The sequence below is a fragment of the Pseudomonas hormoni genome (genome assembly GCF_018502625.1).
GTDB lineage: Bacteria > Pseudomonadota > Gammaproteobacteria > Pseudomonadales > Pseudomonadaceae > Aquipseudomonas > Aquipseudomonas hormoni.
On the sequence record NZ_CP075566.1, the window covers coordinates 3491334 to 3512360 of the forward strand.

The window sequence follows — 21027 nt, forward strand, 5'->3', positions numbered from 1 at the left end:
CAGACCGCCCCTCAATAATAAAAAAAGAGCACGCGCAACGAAAATTAAAGGGGAGCTTCGGCTCCCCTTTGTGCTTTCTGCGATTCAGGTTTTCACCACCGCCCCTTGTGGGAGCCAGCCTGCTGGCTCCCACAAGGGAGAATTTGTCAGACCTGCTTTTCGCGCAACTCCTCGATACTGATCTCGCGCATCCGGAACTTCTGGATTTTGCCGGTCACCGTCATCGGAAACTCCTCGACGAACTTGAAGTAACGCGGCGTCTTGAAGTGCGCGATGCGTTCCTTGCACCAGGTTTGCAACTCCTGCTCGGTGGCGCTGTGGCCCGGGTGGAACTTGATCCAGGCGACAATCTCTTCGCCATAACGCGAACACGGAATGCCGATCACTTGCACGTCCGCCACCGCCGGGTGGGTAAAGAAGAACTCTTCCAGCTCCCGCGGGTAAATATTCTCACCGCCGCGGATGATCATGTCCTTATTGCGTCCGGCAATGCACACGTAGCCTTCGTCGTTCATGCTCGCCAGGTCACCGGTGTGCATCCAGCCGGCCTGGTCGATCGCTTCCGCGGTGCCTTCGGGGTTTTTCCAGTAACCGAGCATCACGCTGTAGCCGCGGGTACAAAGTTCACCAATGGTGCCGCGCGGCACCAGGTTGCCCGCCTCATCGATGATTTTGCTTTCCAGCTGCGGCTGAGTGCGGCCGACGGTGGTGACGCGCAATTCCAGTTCGTCTGACGGACCGGTCTGCAAAGACACCGGACTTGTTTCCGTCATCCCGTAGGCAATCTGCACTTCGCTCATGTGCATTTCGCTGATGACCCGACGCATCACTTCGATCGGACAGGTTGCGCCGGCCATGATCCCGGTGCGCAGGGTCGACAGGTCGAACTCGGCGCGCCGGGGTTGATCGAGCATCGCGATAAACATGGTCGGCACGCCATAGAGCGCAGTGGCTTTCTCTTCGGCGACAGTGGTCAGGGTCAGCAACGGATCGAACGCATCATTGGGGTAGATCATGGTGCTGCCGTGGGTGATGCATCCGAGGTTGCCCATGACCATGCCGAAGCAGTGATACAGCGGCACAGGAATTACCAGCCGATCATGGGCGGTCAGGCCGAGGCTTTCGCCGACCATGTAGCCGTTGTTGAGGATGTTGTAGTGGCTGAGGGTCGCGCCCTTGGGAAAACCGGTGGTGCCGGAGGTGTACTGGATGTTCACCGGTTGGTCGAAATGCAGGCTGTCCTGACGTTCGCGCAACTGTTCGGCGGACACGCTGGCCGCGAGATCGGCCAGTTGTGACCAGGGCAGGAAACCCGATGGCGGTTGCGCATCCAGACTGATCACCCCGCGCAGTTCGGGCAGGCGTTCACTCTGTAACTGTCCGATGGATTGCTCCGCCAGCTCAGGCGCCAGCCCTTGCAGCATGCCGTGATAGTTGGAGGTCTTGAAAGAGCCTGCGCAGACCAGCCATTGGCAGCCCGACTGCTTCAACACGTATTCGAGTTCAGAGCTGCGATACGCCGGGTTGATGTTGACCAGAATCACGCCGATTTTCGCGCTGGCAAACTGGCTGATGCACCACTGCGCGCAATTCGGTGCCCAGATGCCGAGGCGATCTCCGGCCTGCAAGCCCAGCGCCAGCAATGCCCTGGCATGCAGGTCCACCGCGTCGGACAGTTGCTGCCAGGTGTAACGCAGCTGTTGATGGCGTACGACCAACGCCTCACCAGCCGAGTACTTCGCGACGGTGTTATCGAACGCCTGACCGATGGTCATCGCCAGCAAGGCTTTGTCCTGAGCACCACGGGTATAGCTGCGTTGCAGGCTTGCACTGGGTTGATCCATGACGACCCCTATTGTCTTTATTGTAGGAGCGAGGCTTGTGTGGCGAGGGAGCTTGTCGAATCGTCGCACCGTCCCGTTCGGCTGCGCAGCAGTCGTGAAATCATCAGCCAGAGTGCTTTCTGACACACCTGACTTGCCGATTTGCGACCGCTTCGCGCTCGAGCGGGAGCAAGCTCCCTCGCCACAGAATGCGACGCTGGTCTTTTCAGAACTGCCTCTACTCTCGCTCAAGTTGACGTTAACGTAAAGGGTGATTGACAGCCATTCGTCACAGGCTTACGTTAACGTAAAGGTGAGAGCCGATTGACGGTCTCACCAACCGACAAAAAAGCCAAAAGGTGACCCATGAGCTACCCATCCCTGAACTTTGCCCTCGGTGAAACCATCGACATGCTGCGCGATCAGGTTCAGTCCTTCGTCGCCAAAGAGATCGCGCCGCGCGCTGCTCAGATCGACATCGACAACCTGTTCCCCGCCGACCTGTGGCGCAAATTCGGCGACATGGGCCTGCTCGGCGTTACCGTGCCGGAAGAGTACGGCGGTGCAGGCCTGGGTTACCTGGCCCACGTGGTCATCATGGAAGAAATCAGTCGTGGCTCGGCCTCGGTTGCCTTGTCCTACGGCGCGCACTCCAACCTCTGCGTCAACCAAATCAACCGCAACGGCAATCACGAACAGAAAAGCAAATACCTGCCCAAGCTGATCAGCGGCGAGCACATCGGCGCCCTGGCCATGAGCGAACCCAATGCCGGTTCCGACGTGGTCTCGATGAAACTGCGCGCCGACAAACGCGGTGATCACTACGTGCTCAACGGCAGCAAAACCTGGATCACCAACGGCCCGGACGCCAACACCTACGTGATCTACGCCAAGACCGACCTGGAAAAAGGCCCGCACGGCATCACCGCGTTCATCGTCGAACGCGACTGGAAAGGCTTCAGCCGCAGCAACAAGTTCGACAAGCTCGGCATGCGCGGTTCGAACACCTGCGAGCTGTTCTTCGATGACGTCGAAGTGCCGGAAGAAAACGTCCTCGGCATCCTCAACGGCGGCGTGAAAGTGCTGATGAGCGGCCTCGATTACGAACGCGTTGTGCTCTCGGGTGGCCCGACCGGGATCATGCAGGCCTGCATGGACCTTATTGTTCCGTACATCCACGACCGCAAGCAGTTCGGCCAGAGCATCGGCGAATTCCAGCTGATCCAGGGCAAAGTCGCCGACATGTACACCCAACTCAACGCCAGCCGCGCCTACCTGTATGCCGTCGCTCAAGCCTGCGAACGCGGCGAGACCACCCGCAAGGACGCCGCCGGCGTGATCCTCTACAGCGCCGAACGCGCCACGCAAATGGCCCTCGACGCGATCCAGATTCTCGGCGGCAACGGCTACATCAACGAATTCCCGGCCGGTCGTCTGTTGCGTGACGCCAAGCTGTATGAAATCGGCGCCGGCACCAGTGAGATCCGTCGCATGCTGATCGGTCGCGAACTGTTCAACGAAACCCGCTGAGACGGAGCTGTCCATGGCTATCCTGCATACCCAGCTCAACCCCCGTTCGGCAGAGTTCGCGACCAACAGCGCGGCAATGCTCAAACAGGTCGACGCCCTGCACACCCTGCTCGCGCAAGTGCAGCAAGGTGGCGGCCCGAAGGCGCAAGAACGCCACACCTCGCGGGGCAAATTGCTGCCCCGTGAGCGAATCAATCGCCTGCTCGATCCGGGCTCACCGTTTCTCGAGATCAGCCAACTGGCGGCCTACGAGGTGTATGGCGAAGATGTGCCAGCCGCTGGCGTAATCGCCGGGATCGGCCGTGTGGAAGGCGTCGAGTGCATGATCGTGGCCAACGATGCCACCGTGAAAGGTGGCTCGTATTACCCGCTGACCGTGAAAAAGCACCTGCGCGCTCAGACCATCGCCCAGCAGAACCGCTTGCCCTGCATCTATCTGGTGGATTCCGGCGGCGCCAACCTGCCACGCCAGGATGAAGTGTTTCCGGACCGTGAGCACTTCGGGCGGATTTTCTTCAACCAGGCCAACATGAGCGCCATGGGCATTCCGCAGATCGCCGTGGTCATGGGCTCGTGCACCGCCGGTGGCGCTTATGTGCCAGCGATGGCCGACGAAGCGATCATGGTTCGCGAGCAAGCGACGATCTTCCTTGCCGGTCCGCCGTTGGTAAAAGCCGCGACCGGTGAAGTGGTCAGCGCCGAGGATCTGGGCGGCGCCGACGTGCACTGCAAGGTCTCCGGTGTCGCCGACCACTACGCCGAGAGCGATGAACACGCCTTGGCCATTGCCCGACGCAGCATCGCCAACCTCAACTGGCGCAAGCTCGGCGAAGTGCAACAGCGCACGCCCATCGCCCCGCTCTACAACAGCGACGAGTTGTACGGCGTCGTGTCGGCGGACGCCAAGCAACCGTTCGACGTGCGCGAAGTGATTGCACGACTGGTGGACGGCTCGGTGTTCGACGAATTCAAGGCGTTATTCGGGACTACGCTGGTGTGCGGTTTTGCCTACCTGCACGGTTACCCGATCGCCATCCTTGCCAACAACGGCATTCTGTTCGCTGAAGCAGCGCAGAAAGGCGCGCACTTTATCGAACTGGCTTGCCAGCGCGGCATCCCGTTGCTGTTCCTGCAAAACATCACCGGTTTCATGGTCGGCCAGAAATACGAGGCCGGCGGCATCGCCAAGCACGGCGCGAAACTGGTGACCGCCGTGGCGTGCGCCAAGGTGCCGAAATTCACCGTGATCATCGGCGGCAGTTTCGGCGCCGGTAACTACGGCATGTGCGGGCGAGCCTACGATCCGCGCTTCCTGTGGATGTGGCCTAACGCACGCATCGGCGTGATGGGTGCCGAGCAAGCGGCGGGCGTTTTGGTGCAGGTCAAACGCGAGCAGGCCGAGCGCAGTGGCCAGGGTTTCAGCGCCGAGCAGGAAGCCGAGATCAAGCAACCGATCCTCGATCAATACGAAGAACAGGGCCACCCTTACTACTCCAGTGCACGGCTGTGGGATGACGGTGTCATTGACCCGGCGCAGACCCGCGACGTGCTGGCCCTGGCCTTGTCCGCGTCGCTGAACGCGCCAATCGAACCGAGCCGCTTCGGCGTGTTCCGGATGTGATCCGATCCTGTAGGAGCGTGGCTTGCCCGCGAAGGCGTCGGTACATCCAGTATCGATGTGACTGACAAATTGCTTTCGCGGGCAAGCCTCGCTCCTACAGAAAAGAGTTGTGGAGACGGACGAATATGAGCGACTTCAACACCCTCGAGCTGCAAACCGACCCACGGGGTTTTGCGACCCTGTGGCTCAGCCGGGAAGAAAAGAACAACGCCTTCAACGCTGAAATGATCCGCGAACTGATCCTCGCACTGGACAAGGTCTCGGGCGATGCCAGCCTGCGGTTCCTGCTGGTGCGCGGACGCGGCAAGCATTTCAGCGCCGGTGCCGATTTGGCCTGGATGCAGCAGTCTGCCGAACTCGACTACCACACCAATCTCGACGACGCCCGGGAATTGGCGGAGTTGATGTACAACCTCGCCAAGCTGAAAGTGCCAACCCTGGCCGTGGTGCAAGGCGCGGCGTTCGGCGGCGCGCTGGGTCTGATCAGTTGCTGCGACATGGCCATTGGTGCCGACGACGCGCAATTCTGCCTGTCGGAAGTACGCATCGGCCTGGCACCGGCGGTGATCAGCCCGTTCGTGGTGCAAGCCATCGGCGAACGCGCGGCGCGTCGCTATGCCCTGACCGCCGAGCGTTTCGGCGGGCAGCGGGCACGGGAAATCGGTTTGTTGTCGGAGAGTTATCCGATCAATGAGCTGGAGCAGAAAGTCGAGCAATGGATCGACAACCTGCTGCTCAACAGCCCTGCGGCCATGCGCGTCAGCAAGGACTTGCTGCGTGAAGTCGGCAATGGTGCGCTGACGCCGGCGCTGCGCCGCTACACCGAGAATGCCATCGCGCGAATCCGCGTCAGCCCCGAAGGCCAGGAAGGCCTGCGCGCCTTTCTGCAAAAACGTCCGCCGAGCTGGCAGGCCGAAACCACCCCCAAGGAGCCGCGTTGATGAGCGCACCTGTTATCACCTCTCTGCTGGTGGCCAACCGTGGCGAAATCGCTTGTCGGGTGATGCGCACCGCCAGGGCGTTGGGCCTGACCACCGTCGCCGTGCACAGCGCCACCGACCGTGAAGCCCGCCACAGCCGCGAAGCGGATATCCGCGTCGACCTCGGTGGCAGCAAGGCCGCCGACAGTTACCTGCAAATCGACAAACTCATTGCTGCCGCCAAGGCCAGCGGCGCTCAGGCCATTCATCCGGGCTACGGCTTTCTGTCCGAGAACGCCGGGTTTGCCCGCGCGATCGAAGCAGCGGGCCTGATTTTCCTCGGCCCGCCCGCCTCGGCCATCGATGCGATGGGTAGCAAGTCCGCCGCCAAAGCCCTGATGGAAACGGCTGGCGTACCACTGGTGCCGGGTTATCACGGCGAAGCTCAAGACCTCGACACCTTCCGCGACGCCTGCGAACGCATCGGCTATCCGGTGCTGCTCAAGGCGACGGCGGGTGGTGGCGGCAAAGGCATGAAAGTGGTCGAGGACGTCAGCCAACTGGCCGAAGCACTGGCCTCGGCTCAGCGTGAGGCGCAATCCTCGTTCGGCGATTCGCGGATGCTGGTCGAGAAATACCTGCTGAAGCCGCGCCACGTGGAAATCCAGATTTTCGCCGACCAGCATGGCAACTGCCTGTACCTCAACGAGCGGGATTGCTCGATTCAACGTCGGCACCAGAAAGTCGTCGAAGAGGCACCGGCACCGGGCCTGAGTCCGGAACTGCGTCGTGCCATGGGCGAAGCCGCCGTGCGTTCGGCGCAGGCCATCGGTTATGTCGGCGCCGGCACCGTGGAGTTTCTGCTGGATGCGCGCGGCGAGTTCTTCTTCATGGAGATGAACACGCGCCTGCAAGTCGAACACCCGGTCACCGAAGCCATTACCGGCCTTGATCTGGTGGCTTGGCAGATTCGTGTGGCGCGCGGCGAAGCGCTGCCGATGACTCAGGATCAGGTGCCGTTGATCGGGCATGCGATTGAAGTGCGGCTGTATGCCGAAGATCCGGGCAATGATTTCCTGCCGGCCACCGGGCGTCTGGAGTTGTATCGCGAATCTGCCGAAGGCCCGGGACGTCGGGTCGACAGCGGTGTTGAAGAAGGCGATGAGATTTCGCCGTTCTACGACCCGATGCTCGGCAAGCTGATTGCCTGGGGTGAGGATCGTGAGCAGGCGCGCCTGCGCTTGTTGAGCATGCTCGATGAGTTCGCGATTGGTGGGCTCAAGACCAACATCAACTTCCTGCGTCGAATCGTTGGTCATCCGGCGTTTGCAGCGGCAGAACTGGATACCGGGTTTATTCCGCGTTATCAGGAGCAACTGCTGCCGGAACCTTCACAGCTCAGCGATGAATTCTGGCAAGCCGCGGCGCAAGCGTATGCCCAGAGCCAGCCTCGCTCACTGCGCGTTGATGATCCGAGTTCGCCTTGGGCCAACAGCAACGGTTTTCGGGCCGGCCTGCCGACGGAAATCACCTTGCACTTGAGTTGTGAAGGTCAGGACCGCGCATTGACGTTAGGCGACCGCAATGCCCAAAGCGCACAACTCAAAGGCGAGCAACTGCTGACTGAACACAGCGGCGTGCGCCGCCAGCATCGGGCAATCCGCCGCGACGGCATTGTGTATCTGCAATGGGAAGGTGAATTGCGCCGCATCGAGGCCTACGACCCGATCAGCGCCGTCGAAGCCAGTCACAGCCATCACGGCGGGCTCACTGCCCCCATGAACGGCAGCATCGTGCGGGTGCTGGTGGAAGCCGGGCAAACGGTCGAAGCCGGGGCGCAACTGGTGGTGCTGGAAGCGATGAAGATGGAGCACAGCATTCGTGCGCCACACGCCGGGGTGATCAAGGCGTTGTATTGCCAGGAAGGCGAAATGGTCAGCGAAGGCAGTGCGTTGGTCGAACTGGAAGAAGCCTGAAATGAAGATCGGTCCTACGCCTCCCGAGGACCGATCTGATCAGAACCTGGCCGTTGCCTGAACCACTACGCCGATGATTCGGCAGGCTTCAGTGAAAAGGGCTTTCGGATACGTCGGATTGAGCGGGACCAGGTAACGCTGCCCGCCCTCTTCGATCAGCTTGCGAAAGGTCGCCTCGGTGCTGTCCGGCCATTGGGCGATCACCAGTTTTCCGGGCTCCGGCACAATGGCCGGGTCCACCAGGATCATCATCCCCTCGGCAATACTGACACCACTCGGTGCCGTCATCGCATCGCCCACCACCCTCAACCAGAACGCCGCGCCCTGAGCGTGGTAATCGGTCAGCTCGAATCGCGCCTTGTCATACACCGTCGGCTCGCCGTCGCGCACCTCGCAGGATTCTCGCCAGTCACTGACCGGGTAGCGGAAGTACGGGTTGTACTTTCGCACCAGATCCTGGCTTTCCTCCTTCGACGTGTCCGGCTCGCGGATGACCAGCGCCACTTCGAGAAACTCCATGCCCAGTGCGTGTAACACCCGGTTCATGTCATCGATGCCCGGCTGGCGGCGTTTGTTCAGCCAATGGCCGATGCCGCCCTGGGACATTCCGAGGCGCTCGGCGAGTATCTCTTGAGTGACGTTGAGTTCACTCATCTTGGCCTTGACCAATTCAATCCATTTATCCATGTGCGGCACGATACGTGGGCGCCTCCGGCCATCAAAACACAAATTGTAGTATTTAAATCCTCGTCACAAATACAGTTCGTACTAGGATTGGATCACGGATCTGAATCTATCACGGAGCTTGCCATCGCCATGACCATCCCCAGCAACGACCTGCCCGACCTGCAAATCGACACCTCCCTCACCTCGCCAAAAGGCTCGGCCGCCGCACAGCGGGCGCTGGATTATTACTTGAAACCAGCTGTGTCCGAAGAGGCGGAGGAAGAGCGTTTTTTTGAGGTGAACCGCAACGTCAGCAGCGAGGAAGCGCTGGTGCGTGCTTCAGATCTGTTGCGCTGCGCCGCCGCCACGGCGTCCGAGTCGGCGAACAATTTGCACGGTGTCCACCGGGACCTGGCGTTTTCGACGGTGCACATGATCGATATGGCCAAGGCGTTGCTGGATCGATCCCTGGATGGGGATCATCACGCGTAAGACAAGGAGGGATATTCTGGAGGGCGCGGGAAAGAATTTTCCAATCGCGCAGATAAAATCATTTGACTTGCAAACGAGAATGATTATTATTGCATTCAGCTGGTCGCGAGATCAGTCGATTGTCCAAGTGACCTTAGGTCGGTCTCCTGGACTATCTCCTCATCAGGCTAATCACGGTTTTTGACCCGGCTTTTTGCCGGGTCTTTTTTTTGCCAGTTATTCTGGCTTGACCTTCAGGCTAATGAAGTCTTTACGTGCTGCAAATTCGATGGCGCGGATAATATCAAAAGAATATCTGTTGGCAAGAGAAGCCCGGCAACATTGGCTCAAACTAACGAAAAATAGCACTTGAGAATCAATCGCACAGTCTCTAAGCTGCATCGGCGTCAAGGAGGACGCCCCCCGCTACACCCCGCAATTTCCCCCGGTTTTTCCCTTCCCAGCGTGTAAAGTAGCAGCCATAAAAATCATATTCAGGAATCGACTATGACCGTGGCTAAATCCTCTTTCAGCATCAGTGCAAATTTCGACAGCGGCAACATTGAAGTGCTGGATATCAGCAATCCGTTGCAAGCGCTGTTGACCATCAAGCCCGACACCCGCAGCCAGCATTTCCAGTGGTTTCACTTCAAGGCCAGCGGGTTGCACGTCGGTCAGGAGCACTGGTTTCGTCTGAGCAATGCCAGCAAATCCTCATACAACAAAGCCTGGGATGGTTATCAGGCGGTGGCTTCCTACGATCACGTCAACTGGTTCAGGGTACCGACCATTTTCGAAGGTGACTGCCTGCGTTTCAGCCTCGAAGCCACGGCGACCCACGCCTGGTTTGCCTACTTCGAACCCTACAGCCGTGGCCGCCATGACTGGTTGATCGAGCAGGCGCTGACCAAGGCCGGCACCGAACTGCTGGCCACCGGCAAGAGTGTCGAAGGTCGTGACATTCAGCTGCTGCGCAAAGGCACCGGTGTCGAAGGTCGGCGCAAGGTCTGGATGATTGCCCAGCAACACCCCGGCGAGCATATGGCCGAGTGGTTCATGGAAGGTGTGATCGAACGCCTGGAAAGGCACGACGATCCCGTCCTGAACAAACTGCTGGCCAGCGCCGATTTGTACCTGGTGCCTAACATGAACCCGGACGGCGCCTTCCACGGTCACCTGCGCACCAACGCCATGGGCCAGGACCTCAATCGTGCCTGGCAGAGCGCCAGCCAGGAAGTCAGTCCGGAAGTCCTGTTCGTTCAGCAGCAGATGGAAAAATATGGCGTCGACCTGTTCCTCGACATCCACGGCGATGAAGAAATCCCTTACGTGTTCACCGCCGGTTGCGAGGGCAACCCAGGCTACACGCCGCGGATCGAAAAACTCGAAGAGCACTTCCGCAGTCATCTGAAGCACCTGACCAAGGATTTCCAGACCAAACACGGCTACACCCGCGACGAGCCGGGCAAAGCCAACATGACCCTGGCGTGCAACAGCATTGGCGAGAAATTCGACTGCCTGTCACTGACCCTGGAAATGCCGTTCAAGGACAACAACGATGCACCGAATGCACTGACAGGCTGGTCGGGCAAGCGGTCGAAGCAGTTGGGCAAGGATGTGCTGACGACCGTCGCGGACATGGTCGATACCTTGCGCTGATCCCCTTCAAGGGCTGCATGCCCGGCATGCAGCCCTGCTTCATTCGGCCGCGACCCGCACGCAATCCTCCGGCCCCAATAAACGCCCGTCCTCGGCGCGCAACTCCAATGTCCGCACCGGTCGACCGTTATCTCGGTCAACCACCCGCGAATGCGCCTCCCCTTCTTCATAGAAAAACGCCTCACCCCACTGCCGCAAACCAATGATCAGCGGGAATAACCCTCTGCCCTTCTCCGTCAGGACATATTCCTGATACGCGCTGCCATCCGACGCCGGCACCAGATCGAAAATCCCGTGGGTCACCAGCGTGCGCAATCGCGCCGAGAGAATGTTCTTCGCCATGCCCAGACTGCGCTGAAACTCGCCGAACCGGCGAATGCCGTCGAAGGCATCGCGCACGATCAACAACGACCACCAATCGCCAATGGCATCCAGTGAACGGGCGACCGGGCATTCGGAGCTTTGCATGCTTGTGCGTTTGGCCATGATGGCGCCCTCGAAAACAAATGTGGTTGCAATATAAAACCGGCTTGCTTACCGTACAACTGGTTTTATTTAGAAACCACCTTAGGAGCCCGGCATGAAGCCCACTCAAACAACACTCAGCACCGGCGTTGTTCTGCTGTTCGCCGTCGCCTGCGGCCTGGCCGTCGGCAATGTGTATTACGCGCAGCCCTTGCTCGATGCCATGGCCGAGGCGTTTGCCATGGACCCGGCCACCGTCGGGATCGTCGTCACGCTGACTCAAGTCGGTTATGGCGTCGGATTATTGCTGCTGGTGCCGCTTGGCGATCTGCTGAACCGTCGACGCCTGATCGTCACGCAAACCCTGCTGTCGGCGCTGGCCTTGTTGATGATCGCGTTCGCCTCGAACAGTGCCTGGCTGTTGCTCGGGATGACGTTGACCGGGCTGTTAGCCGTCGTGACACAAGTATTGGTGGCCTACGCCGCGACATTGGCCATCCCGGCGCAGCGCGGGCGCGTGGTCGGCGTGGTCACCAGCGGCATCGTCGTCGGCATTCTGCTGGCCCGGACAGTGGCGGGCGGTATGGCTGATCTGGCGGGGTGGCGCTCGATTTATCTGTTGTCGGCGGGGTTGACCCTGTTGATGGCGTTGCTGCTGTTTCGCGTGCTGCCCAAACACGAAGACGCGCAACCCGCCAGTTCTTACGCGGCGTTGCTCGGTTCGGTGTTTACGTTGTTCAAGGAAGAACCGGTGCTGCGTCAACGGGCGATGCTCGCGTTGATGACCTTCGCCAGCGCCATGGTGCTGTGGACGCCCATGGTGTTGCCGCTGAGTGCCCCGCCGCTGTCGTTGTCCCACACGCAAATCGGATTGTTCGGATTGGCCGGTGCTGCCGGTGCATTGGCGGCTGCACGCGCCGGGCATCTGGCCGATCGCGGTTTGGGGCAATGGACCAGCGGGTTGTCACTGTTACTGATGCTGGTTTCCTGGCTGCCGATCGCCCTGACCCAATCCTCCTTGTGGGCCTTGTTGCTGGGGGTGATTACCCTGGATCTTGGCTTGCAAGCCGTGCATGTCACCAGCCAAAGCATGATCTACAGCGTGCGACCCGAAGCCCAAAGCCGCCTTACCGCGGGTTACATGCTGTTCTATTCGATTGGCAGCGCGTTGGGTTCGATCGGTTCGACGGCAATGTATGCGTGGGGCGGGTGGCTCGGCGTTTGCCTGCTGGGGGCAGGCATCAACGCCGTGGCATTGGTCTATTGGTGGCGAACATTGAACATCAAAACACCGGAACCCTGTGGCGAGGGAGCTTGCTCCCGCTCGGCTGCGCAGCAGTCGTAATCCATTCACTGCGGTTCATCCGACGAACCGCGTTTTGGGGGCTGCCTTGCAGCCCAGCGGGAGCAAGCTCCCTCGCCACAGTGACTCGGGCCAGGCTTCTGATCAGGTGCGATCCTTGCCCCGCAACATGCTGTCCAGCACGTCATCACGCCGCACCCAACCGTGAAACAACGCCGCAGCCAGATGCAGCAACACGGTCAGAAACAGCAGATACGCCAGATACCCATGCGCCTTGCGCAGGAACGCAAACACCTGCGCATTGGCCGGCACGATCGAGGGCAATTGCAACGAACTGCTGAGCATCACCGGGTCGCCCGCCGCCGAAATCATCGCCCAGCCGAGCAGCGGCAGGATAAACATCAAGGCGTACAGCAAGACATGCGAGGCCTTCGCCGCCAGCGCCTGCCAACCGGGCAAATCCGCCGGAAGCGGTGGTTGTCGGGTAGAAAAGCGCACGCCGAGGCGCACGATCACCAGCAATAGAATCGCAATGCCCAGCGGTTTGTGCAGATGGATCAGCCATTCATGACGCTCTGAGACAGAGGCGACCATGCCCGCGCCGATAAACAGCATGGCAATGATCATCAACGCCATCAGCCAGTGCAGCAGTCGCGCCATTGGCGCGAAGTGGTTCGGTTGGGCGCTCATTGTTGAGCCTCCTGTTTAGCGGCAGGCAATTGGCTGACTTCGCTGGTGCGGCGCAAGTAGGAACTGGCATAACCGGCTGAACGAGCTGCGAGCAACGGGTCGTCGGAACCTTCGATACCGGCGGGCAAGACCAGCGGGTCGTAGTTGATGTCCCGGCATTCGCCATTGAGTTGCGGTTGGGTGCTTTCGAGCACCAGCGTGCCGGCGTTCACCACTTTGCGACCGTCGGGCCAGGTTTTGCTGGCGTCGTTCACCGGATCACCGGGGTCGGCCAGCGTGATCTTGAGCTGCCAACGCAACGGTCCCGCGGCGATCCGCTGAACCAGGTCTTTCTCGAGGAAATCACCGCCTTCTGGCGCCGTAGCGCCTGCCGCGTCCTGCGCCACCGGCACCATGCTCCAGCGCACCGCTTGCTTTTGCCCGGTCGCATTGACCAGGTAAAACGCATTGACGCTGTTGTAGGTTTCCGTCACGTAACTGGCGGACGGCTTGGCGGTTTTGATCCAGGCCAGGAACGGCGCGGCTTCCGGGTGCGAACCGAAGAACGCCGGCACCGCTGCCGGGTTCGGTTTGCCAGTGGCCGGGTCTGGTGACTGGGCTTGCTGCAATTGGTAGAACGCTTCGGGTGTGCCTACCGGGAACACTGGCATGCTGTTCATCCCGGTGCGCCACTGTTGGCCGTTGGCCTGGGTGAAACGCAGTGCGAGGCTGCGAATCGGCACGCTGCTGTCCGGCGCGTAAGGATTGCCAGCCGGCAACGCGAAACGCCCGACCACCGGGGTCCGCACCTCATTGAATACCTGAGCGCTGGAATAGCTGCGCGCCTCACCGCTGCTCTCGAAATGCCCGATCACGCACACCCCTTTGGAGTGATTACGGCGGAACCCGGGGTGCACGCCGTTGTTGGTTTCCAACACATTGATCAGTTTTTTTGGCGTCAGGCGCTGTGGGTCAAAGGTGCCGTTGACGTAGGCAAAAGCCCCGGCCACGACAGCGACCACCACGGCAATGCCGGCCAGACGCAACGTCAGGCTCGCGGCACTCAAGGGTGGCCGGGTGGGCGGTGATGAGCGATCTACCATGAAAGACTCCAGGGCCATCGGCCACAAGTGAGAAGGATCAAGCAGACGAACGCCACGAGGGTTTATTCCATCGCGCGGTATTTATTTTTTCAGGCGTGGAATAACCTCGGATGCCGGGCGTCTCTCTAGTCCGAAGCGTAGTGACTAGTCAGAACTCCATGAATGATATCGACGAACAACTGAGTGAAATCATTCCCAGATTGCGCCGGTTTGCCGTGTCGTTGACGCGCAACCCCAGCAGCGCCGACGATCTGGTGCAGTCATGCCTTGAGCGGGCGCTGTCGAGCTGGAGCGCAAAACGCCCCGAGGGCGACTTGCGCGCCTGGCTGTTTTCGATTCTTTATCGGCAATTTCTCGACGCGCACCGACGCTCGCGGCGCTATGCGCGGATGCTCGAACTCTTTACCGGACGGGACGATACCCAGCCGTCGGTAGAACGCACCGTGATCGCCCAATCAACCCTGCAAGCCTTTGATCAGCTCAGCACCGAGCAACGCGCGTTGCTGCTCTGGGTGTCGGTCGAAGGCCTGAGTTACAAGGAGGTCGCCGAGATTCTCGACGTCCCCATCGGCACCGTGATGTCGCGCCTGTCCCGCGCCCGCCAGGCCTTGCGCCAACTCAGCGACGGCGAAATCACCCGCCCTTCTCTGCGGAGACTCAAATGATCAGCATGCCCCCGAGCGAGCGTGACCTGCACGCCTATGTGGACCACCAACTCAATGATGACGACCGACGCCTGGTGGAGACTTTTCTGGCCGGCAACGTGGAAATGTCTGCACAGGTCCGCGCCTGGCAGCAGGACGCCCAGCAACTGCGCGCGGCCCTCAGCGGTGCGTTGCAGCAACCGGCCAACCCGGACCTCGACCCGACGCTGATTCGCCAGCGCCTCAAGCGACAATCGCGCCGTCACCTGGCCAGCGCCGCCGTGTTGCTGATCGCCGTGAGTATCGGCGGAATCAGCGGCTGGCAGGCGCGGGAAATGACCCTCATCAGCGCTGCAGCGCCGATGGCCGATGCGATGCAGGCTTATCGGCTGTTTGCCCAACAAGGCATGCTGCCGGCGGATTACAAGGTCAGCGACGATGGCGATATGCAGGGCTGGCTCGACCGTTATTTCACCCAGGCCCATCGCTTGCCGGACCTTTCCGGCGCAGGGTTCAAACCTGTCAGCGGGCGCTTGCTCAGTACCGAGCAAGGGCCGGCGGCGATGGTGGTTTACGAGGATCCGAGCGGGCATAAAGTCAGCTTCTACGTGCGCCCGCCGGGGCCGAAAAACTTCCTGCTGCCGAGGGGCAGTCGCAGTGATGGTGAATTGCAGGCTGAGTATTGGTCGGGGGGTGGATACAACTACGCGATGGTCAGCCCGACAGACACGCCGACGGCGAAAATGCTCAAGCAAACCGTGCAGTTTTGACCCCCCCTCGAACCCTGTGGGAGCGGGCTTGCCCGCGATGACGGCTGCACATTCGACATTGATATTGACTGATACACCGCAATCGCGGGCAAGCCCGCTTGTGTCTAGATCTAGGAATAAGCTCTGGGGTGAGAGGGGTGAATGGCAAGCTGTGAGTCCGCGGTGCTTAAAGCACGTGTGGGAGCCAAGCTGCCATTCACCTTTCCACTCTGGCCCATAAGCCCGAACAGTTGGACGAGCAGCCACTCGAAATCACAAGCGTGGGCAAAGCCAGAGCACTCTCACTCCTGAGTGTAAGAGGGTTTTGCCATGATTTCCTGGGTCGGCATCGATATCTCCAAATCAAACCTCGTTGTTTGGGTTCAACCAGACGGTGAAGGTTTTGAGCTTTCAAACACCTCAGAAGGCTGTGTTGAGCTTCTTCAGCGCTTGAGCCAGTACGAGGTTGGCCGAGTTCTGCTGGAGGCCACGGGAGGCTACGAACGCAAGGTCATGGCCGCATTGCTAGGTGCCAACTTCAATGTCCTCAGGATCAATCCTCGCCGGGCCAGGGCTTTCGCCGTGGCGATGGGCAAAAATGCCAAGACCGATCTGATCGATGCAGCTGTGTTGGCCGATTTCGCCGAGGTCTTGAAGATGGACGGCGACAAGGTCATTTCGCCTGAGCGTGAAGCGTTGCGCGAGCTGGTTCAGCAACGCGAGCACTTCGTACAGCAACGGGACGACAATAAGCGCCGGCTTCAGCAGGCTCAGCTACCCGCTGTTGTGGCGGCAATCAAAGGCCATATTCATTATCTGCAAGTTCAGATCAAGCAGCTCGATAAAACCATCCACCAGAGCATGCACGACCTGGACGCAGAAAAAACCGAGCGGCTCATCTCTGTTAAAGGTATCGGCACGGTCGCCACTGCCAGTTTGCTGGTTTACCTGCCCGAATTGGGCAAGCTCGACCGTCGCCAGGTCGCCGCACTGGCAGGAATTGCACCCTGCAACGATGACAGCGGCAATCACAGCGGGAAACGCCAAATCTATGGAGGAAGAGCCCGTGTGAGGCGTGCGCTTTACATGTCCTGCTGGGTAGTGATCCGCTATCAAGCTGACTTTAAAGCACGCTATGACGCTCTTCGGGCGCGAGGCAAGAGCGCGAAGGTCGCGCTCATCGCCTGCATGCGAATATTACTGATCAGACTGAATGCCATGCTGAGAGACGGCACCGAATGGCGCTGACGAATGGCAGGGTGAAGACAGTTGCTCCCACAAGGGACGGTGGAGGATTGTGAACCGTATTCAACCCTGCCCGAAAACCTGCGAAGGCCGGCGCAACAGCGGATCAAACGGATTGATCCGCGGCCCGATCAGCGCCGCTTCGCGCTTGAGCATGTCCACCACCGTCGGCAAGCGATCCGGCCCCAGCCGATCACTCACGGTGGCGACACTCAACGCCGCCACCGCACGCCCCTCACGATCAAGAATCGGCACCGCCACGCCGGCCATGCCCTGCAACACGCCGGTGTTGCGCCCGGCGTAACCGAGGGCGCGCACGTTGTCGACTTCCGAGCGCAGGAACACCTCGTCATACAGGTGAAAATCCTTCAGCCGCGGCAAGTTGTAATGAATCACCGTGTCGCGTTCCTCTTCCGGCAGGAATGCCAGAATCGCCAGGCTGCCCTGGCCCACACCCAGCGCCACCCGCCCGCCGATGTCGCCGGTAAACGTACGGATCGGAAACGGCCCTTCACTGCGGTCCAGGCAGATCGCATCAAAACCACTGCGCGCCAGCAAAAACAACGAATCCCCCAGCGAGGCCGAGAGTCGCAGTAACGACGGCCGCACCAGTTCGCGCAAGTTTCCGGTGTTGCCGGCACGCGCCGCCAGCGCAAAAAAATCCAGGCTCAGGCGATAACGTTTGCTGCGCACGTCCTGCTCGACCATGCCCTCGTCCATCAGGCTGCGCAGCAAACGGTGCGTGGTCGGCTGCGACAAACCGATGCGCTGGGCCAGTTGCGTCACACGCTCGCCGCCCTCGACGGTGTCACCCAACGTGCGCAACACGGCAAACAGTCTTGAGACGGCACCGACGCCGACTTCATTTTTGTTTTCATTCCGCTCAGTGGAATCAGTCATGTCTTTTCTCGATGATTAATTTACTCACTGAATGAAACTGAAAATAACCATCGATTCAGTGAAATAGGCCATTGAGCCCATCCTAGTCTTCGTCCTAATCTGCGTCCACAGGGGCGATTCGAACAACAGCGGCAGCCGACCCAAGTCGAGCGCCAACGCACCCCGCAACAACCTTTCGTATCTGCCCATACAAAAAAGCGCGACCTCAGGCCGCGCATAACAATCTCAGGTGGAGCGCAGTTATGGCTTTTGTGCAACTTGAAGGACTCGGCAAACGTTACGGCGAAATCGACGCCGTCGTGGCCACCCACCTCTCGGTCGAGAAAGGTGAGTTCGTTTCCCTGCTCGGCCCCTCCGGCTGCGGCAAAACCACCACCCTGCAAATGATCGCCGGCTTCGTCGAAGTCACCAGCGGGCGCATCATGCTCGACGGTCGCGACATCACCCACGCCAAACCCGCCAGCCGTGGTTTGGGCGTGGTGTTCCAGAGTTACGCGCTGTTCCCGCACATGACCGTCAAGGACAACGTCGCCTTCGGCCTGCGCATGCGCAAAGTGCCCAACGGCGAGTTGCAGCAGCGCGTGGATCGGGTGCTGAAACTGGTGCGCCTGGATCAGCATGCCGAGCGTTACCCACGAGAACTGTCCGGTGGTCAGCGCCAGCGTGTTGCCCTGGCCCGAGCGCTGGTGATCGAGCCGCCGGTGCTGCTGCTCGACGAACCGCTGTCCAACCTCGACGCCAACCTGCGCGAAGAGATGCAGTTCGAGATCCGTCGCATCCAGCGCGAAGTCGGCATCACCACGTTGATGGTCACCCACGACCAGTCCGAAGCGCTGTCCATCAGCGACCGCGTGGTGGTGATGCAGGCCGGGCGCATCACCCAGATCGACGCGCCCTACACCCTTTACGAACACCCGCGCACCGAATTCATTTCCGGCTTCGTCGGCAAGGCCAATCTGCTGCCCGGCGAGCGTGACAGTGCGGGTGTGGTTCAGGTGCGCAGCGGCGGTGAACTGACCCTCAGCCTGCGCCCGGAAAAAATCGATCTGCGGGAAAAAGATCACGGCCGTCTGCAAGGCAAAATCGTCAGCCGCTTCTTCCTCGGCAGCCAATGGCTCTACGGCGTCTCCACGACCCTGGGCGAACTCTGCGTGGTGCGCCGCAACGACGGCTCGGCACCGATGAACGAAGGCACGGCAGTCGGTCTCGACTGGGACGCGGCGCTGTTGCGGGTGCTGAGTGTCGACGAGGTGTCGGCATGAGTACGCTCGTCGCCCTTCGCCAGGGACGCCAGGGTTACCTGTTGTCGGCACCGGCGCTGGCGCTGTACGTCAGCCTGCTGGTGATCCCGCTGCTGCTGACGCTGGTGTTGTCGTTCAACGTCTTCGACTACAGCTCGGGCATCAACGGTGACGCCTACACCGTCGACCACTACAGCAGCCTGCTCGGTGACCCGTACTTCTACGAGATCTTCCTGCGCACATTCTGGATCAGCGCCCTGACCACCCTGCTCTGCGTGGTGATCGGCGTGCCCGAGGCCTACATCCTCAGCCGCATGGGCGCGCCATGGCGTTCGATTTTCCTGATTCTGATCCTCACGCCGTTGCTGATTTCGGTGGTGGTGCGCGCCTTCGGCTGGAGCCTGTTGCTCGGCGCCGACGGTCTGGTCAACCAGACCCTGCAAGCCTTTGGTGGCTCACCGATGAAGCTGCTCTACACGCCGTTCGCGGTGGTGATAGCGCTGGTCCACGTGATGCTGCCGTTCATGATCATTCCGGTCTGGACCTCGCTGCAGAAACTCGACCCCGCCGCTGAGCAAGCTGCGTTGTCCCTGGGCGCCAGCCACCTCACGGTGATGCGCAAAGTGGTGCTGCCGCAAATCATGCCCGGCGTGCTCTCCGGCACGCTGATCGTGTTCGGCCTAGCCGCCAGTTCCTTCGCCATTCCCGGCCTGCTCGGCGGGCGCCGCATCAAGATGGTCGCCACGCTGATCTACGACCAATACCTGTCGGAGCTCAACTGGCCGATGGGTGCGGCCATCGCCGTCGCGCTGCTGTTGCTCAACCTGCTGATCATGCTGTCGTGGAACCGGATGATCGAAGGCCGCTACAAGAAGTCATTGGGATAACTCGTCATGTCCAAGAACGGTCCTTTCGCCCTGCTGTTCCATGCCCTGGTGGTGCTGTTCATGCTCGCGCCGCTGGTGGTGGTGTGCCTCGTCGCGTTCACCCCGGAAAACACCCTGAGCCTGCCGACCACGGAGTTTTCCCTGCGCTGGTTCCGCGCGGTATTCGAGCGCGCCGACTTTGTCGATGCGTTCTACAACAGCCTGATCCTGGCGTTCAGCGCGGCCAGCCTGGCGACGCTAATTGCGGTGCCGGCGGCGTTGGCTATTACCCGTTTCGAGTTTCCCGGACGGGACTTTTTCAATGGCCTGTTCCTGTCGCCGATCATCATTCCGCATCTGGTTTTAGGTGTTGCCTTGCTGCGTTTGTTTGCGCTGATGGGCGTCAACGGCAGCTTCGCCTGGTTGATCTTTGCTCACGTGCTGGTGATCACGCCGTACGTGCTGCGTCTGGTGCTGGCGTCGGCGATCGGCCTGGATCGCAGCGCCGAACACGCCGCGCAATCGCTGGGTGCCGGGCGCTTCACGCTGTTCCGCCAGATCACCTTGCCGATGATTCTGCCGGGGGTCGCCGGTGGCTGGCTGCTGGCGTTTATCAACAGTTTCGACGAGGTGACGCTGTCGATTTTTGTCACCTCGCCGGCCACGCAAACCTTGCCGGTGCGCATGTACGTGTACGCCACCGAATCCATCGATCCGATGATGGCGGCGGTGTCGGCCCTGGTGATTGCGCTGACGGCGGCGACGATGATTCTGCTTGATCGGGTTTATGGCCTGGATCGGGTTCTGGTGGGTAAACAATGAGGGCGCCATGGCTCTGCTGAAACGACTGGCCGAAGGCGACCGCCCGGCCCTGGACTTTACCCTCGACGGCCAACCGGCCAGCGGGCTGCTCGGCGACACCGTGCTGACCGCGGTGCTGACCTGCAGCGAACACTTGCGCGGCAGCGACTTCAGCGCCGAGCCTCGCGCCGGGTTTTGTTTGATGGGGGCGTGCCAGGACTGCTGGGTTCGGCTGGGCGATGGCCGGCGCGTGCGCGCGTGTTCGACGTTGCTCGAGGACGGACAGCAGATCAGTCGCGAACCGGGGCGTTGCCTATGAACACCTTTTCTATCTGCCGAAACGCGATCCCCTGTGGGAGCGAGCCTGCTCGCGAT

General features: G+C 60.5%; 20 protein-coding genes. 14 read left to right on the plus strand and 6 right to left on the minus strand.

Annotated features, from left to right (window positions below):
- Positions 1 to 146: 146 nt before the first annotated feature.
- The gene (locus tag KJF94_RS16310; protein ID WP_214377330.1) at positions 147 to 1844 is read right to left on the minus strand and encodes an AMP-binding protein; all 1698 of its coding nucleotides are present in this window, start codon (positions 1842 to 1844) and stop codon (positions 147 to 149) included.
- Between the two features lie 345 nt (positions 1845 to 2189).
- Here KJF94_RS16310 and KJF94_RS16315 point away from each other — a divergent pair, with 345 nt between their 5' ends.
- The 4 genes from KJF94_RS16315 (at position 2190) to KJF94_RS16330 (ending at position 7870) form a co-directional block, all read left to right on the plus strand.
- Positions 2190 to 3353 carry an isovaleryl-CoA dehydrogenase gene (locus KJF94_RS16315; RefSeq protein WP_214377331.1) on the plus strand — a complete coding sequence of 388 codons (1164 nt, stop codon included), beginning with the start codon at positions 2190 to 2192 and terminating at the stop codon, positions 3351 to 3353.
- A 13-nt stretch (positions 3354 to 3366) separates the two neighbouring features.
- The gene (locus KJF94_RS16320) at positions 3367 to 4974 is read left to right on the plus strand and encodes a carboxyl transferase domain-containing protein (protein ID WP_214377332.1); all 1608 of its coding nucleotides are present in this window, start codon (positions 3367 to 3369) and stop codon (positions 4972 to 4974) included.
- Positions 4975 to 5099: 125 nt separating this feature from the next.
- Positions 5100 to 5915: a gamma-carboxygeranoyl-CoA hydratase gene (locus KJF94_RS16325; RefSeq protein WP_214377333.1), complete on the plus strand. Its 816-nt coding sequence runs from the start codon at positions 5100 to 5102 to the stop codon at positions 5913 to 5915.
- Positions 5915 to 7870 carry an acetyl/propionyl/methylcrotonyl-CoA carboxylase subunit alpha gene (locus KJF94_RS16330; RefSeq protein WP_214377334.1) on the plus strand — a complete coding sequence of 652 codons (1956 nt, stop codon included), beginning with the start codon at positions 5915 to 5917 and terminating at the stop codon, positions 7868 to 7870. The genes KJF94_RS16325 and KJF94_RS16330 overlap by 1 nt, the downstream gene beginning before the upstream one ends.
- Positions 7871 to 7909: 39 nt before the next feature.
- Here the strand turns inward: KJF94_RS16330 and KJF94_RS16335 are convergent, their stop codons facing one another.
- On the minus strand, positions 7910 to 8557 hold the full coding sequence (locus KJF94_RS16335) for a LexA family protein (protein ID WP_214377335.1): 648 nt from the start codon (positions 8555 to 8557) through the stop codon (positions 7910 to 7912).
- Between the two features lie 129 nt (positions 8558 to 8686).
- Here KJF94_RS16335 and KJF94_RS16340 point away from each other — a divergent pair, with 129 nt between their 5' ends.
- Together KJF94_RS16340 and KJF94_RS16345 are read left to right on the plus strand one after the other, a co-directional pair.
- Complete coding sequence (locus KJF94_RS16340) at positions 8687 to 9028, plus strand: DUF6124 family protein (protein WP_214377336.1); 342 nt, start codon at positions 8687 to 8689, stop codon at positions 9026 to 9028.
- Between the two features lie 486 nt (positions 9029 to 9514).
- Positions 9515 to 10666, plus strand: a complete 1152-nt coding sequence (locus tag KJF94_RS16345; protein ID WP_214377337.1) for a M14 family metallopeptidase — start codon at positions 9515 to 9517, stop codon at positions 10664 to 10666.
- Between the two features lie 39 nt (positions 10667 to 10705).
- Here KJF94_RS16345 and KJF94_RS16350 read toward each other — a convergent pair whose 3' ends face one another.
- Positions 10706 to 11152 (minus strand): winged helix-turn-helix transcriptional regulator, encoded by a 447-nt coding sequence (locus tag KJF94_RS16350; protein ID WP_214377338.1) that lies wholly within the window; start codon positions 11150 to 11152, stop codon positions 10706 to 10708.
- A gap of 94 nt (positions 11153 to 11246) precedes the next feature.
- Between KJF94_RS16350 and KJF94_RS16355 the strand changes: the two genes are divergently transcribed.
- Complete coding sequence (locus tag KJF94_RS16355) at positions 11247 to 12476, plus strand: MFS transporter (RefSeq protein ID WP_214377339.1); 1230 nt, start codon at positions 11247 to 11249, stop codon at positions 12474 to 12476.
- A 102-nt stretch (positions 12477 to 12578) separates the two neighbouring features.
- Here KJF94_RS16355 and KJF94_RS16360 read toward each other — a convergent pair whose 3' ends face one another.
- A complete protein-coding gene (locus tag KJF94_RS16360; protein WP_214377340.1) occupies positions 12579 to 13124 on the minus strand; it encodes a cytochrome b in 546 nt (181 codons plus the stop codon).
- Complete coding sequence (locus KJF94_RS16365) at positions 13121 to 14206, minus strand: catalase family peroxidase (protein ID WP_214377341.1); 1086 nt, start codon at positions 14204 to 14206, stop codon at positions 13121 to 13123. The genes KJF94_RS16360 and KJF94_RS16365 overlap by 4 nt, the downstream gene beginning before the upstream one ends.
- Before the next feature lie 158 nt (positions 14207 to 14364).
- Between KJF94_RS16365 and KJF94_RS16370 the strand changes: the two genes are divergently transcribed.
- The 3 genes from KJF94_RS16370 (at position 14365) to KJF94_RS16380 (ending at position 16847) form a co-directional block, all read left to right on the plus strand.
- Positions 14365 to 14871: an RNA polymerase sigma factor gene (locus KJF94_RS16370; protein ID WP_214377342.1), complete on the plus strand. Its 507-nt coding sequence runs from the start codon at positions 14365 to 14367 to the stop codon at positions 14869 to 14871.
- Positions 14868 to 15620, plus strand: a complete 753-nt coding sequence (locus tag KJF94_RS16375; protein ID WP_214377343.1) for an anti-sigma factor family protein — start codon at positions 14868 to 14870, stop codon at positions 15618 to 15620. Before KJF94_RS16370 ends, KJF94_RS16375 begins: the two co-directional genes overlap by 4 nt.
- Positions 15621 to 15929: 309 nt before the next feature.
- Positions 15930 to 16847: an IS110 family transposase gene (locus tag KJF94_RS16380; protein ID WP_214377344.1), complete on the plus strand. Its 918-nt coding sequence runs from the start codon at positions 15930 to 15932 to the stop codon at positions 16845 to 16847.
- A gap of 60 nt (positions 16848 to 16907) precedes the next feature.
- Here the strand turns inward: KJF94_RS16380 and KJF94_RS16385 are convergent, their stop codons facing one another.
- The gene (locus tag KJF94_RS16385) at positions 16908 to 17744 is read right to left on the minus strand and encodes an IclR family transcriptional regulator (RefSeq protein ID WP_214377345.1); all 837 of its coding nucleotides are present in this window, start codon (positions 17742 to 17744) and stop codon (positions 16908 to 16910) included.
- A 242-nt stretch (positions 17745 to 17986) separates the two neighbouring features.
- Here KJF94_RS16385 and KJF94_RS16390 point away from each other — a divergent pair, with 242 nt between their 5' ends.
- From KJF94_RS16390 to KJF94_RS16405, 4 genes are read left to right on the plus strand one after another with little or no spacing between them, the layout of a single operon-like run.
- The gene (locus KJF94_RS16390) at positions 17987 to 19006 is read left to right on the plus strand and encodes an ABC transporter ATP-binding protein (RefSeq protein ID WP_214377346.1); all 1020 of its coding nucleotides are present in this window, start codon (positions 17987 to 17989) and stop codon (positions 19004 to 19006) included.
- On the plus strand, positions 19003 to 19872 hold the full coding sequence (locus tag KJF94_RS16395; protein WP_214377347.1) for an ABC transporter permease: 870 nt from the start codon (positions 19003 to 19005) through the stop codon (positions 19870 to 19872). The genes KJF94_RS16390 and KJF94_RS16395 overlap by 4 nt, the downstream gene beginning before the upstream one ends.
- A gap of 6 nt (positions 19873 to 19878) precedes the next feature.
- Positions 19879 to 20673 carry an ABC transporter permease gene (locus KJF94_RS16400; protein ID WP_214377348.1) on the plus strand — a complete coding sequence of 265 codons (795 nt, stop codon included), beginning with the start codon at positions 19879 to 19881 and terminating at the stop codon, positions 20671 to 20673.
- 7 nt (positions 20674 to 20680) lie between these two features.
- Positions 20681 to 20971, plus strand: a complete 291-nt coding sequence (locus KJF94_RS16405) for a (2Fe-2S)-binding protein (protein ID WP_214377349.1) — start codon at positions 20681 to 20683, stop codon at positions 20969 to 20971.
- Positions 20972 to 21027: the final 56 nt, after the last annotated feature.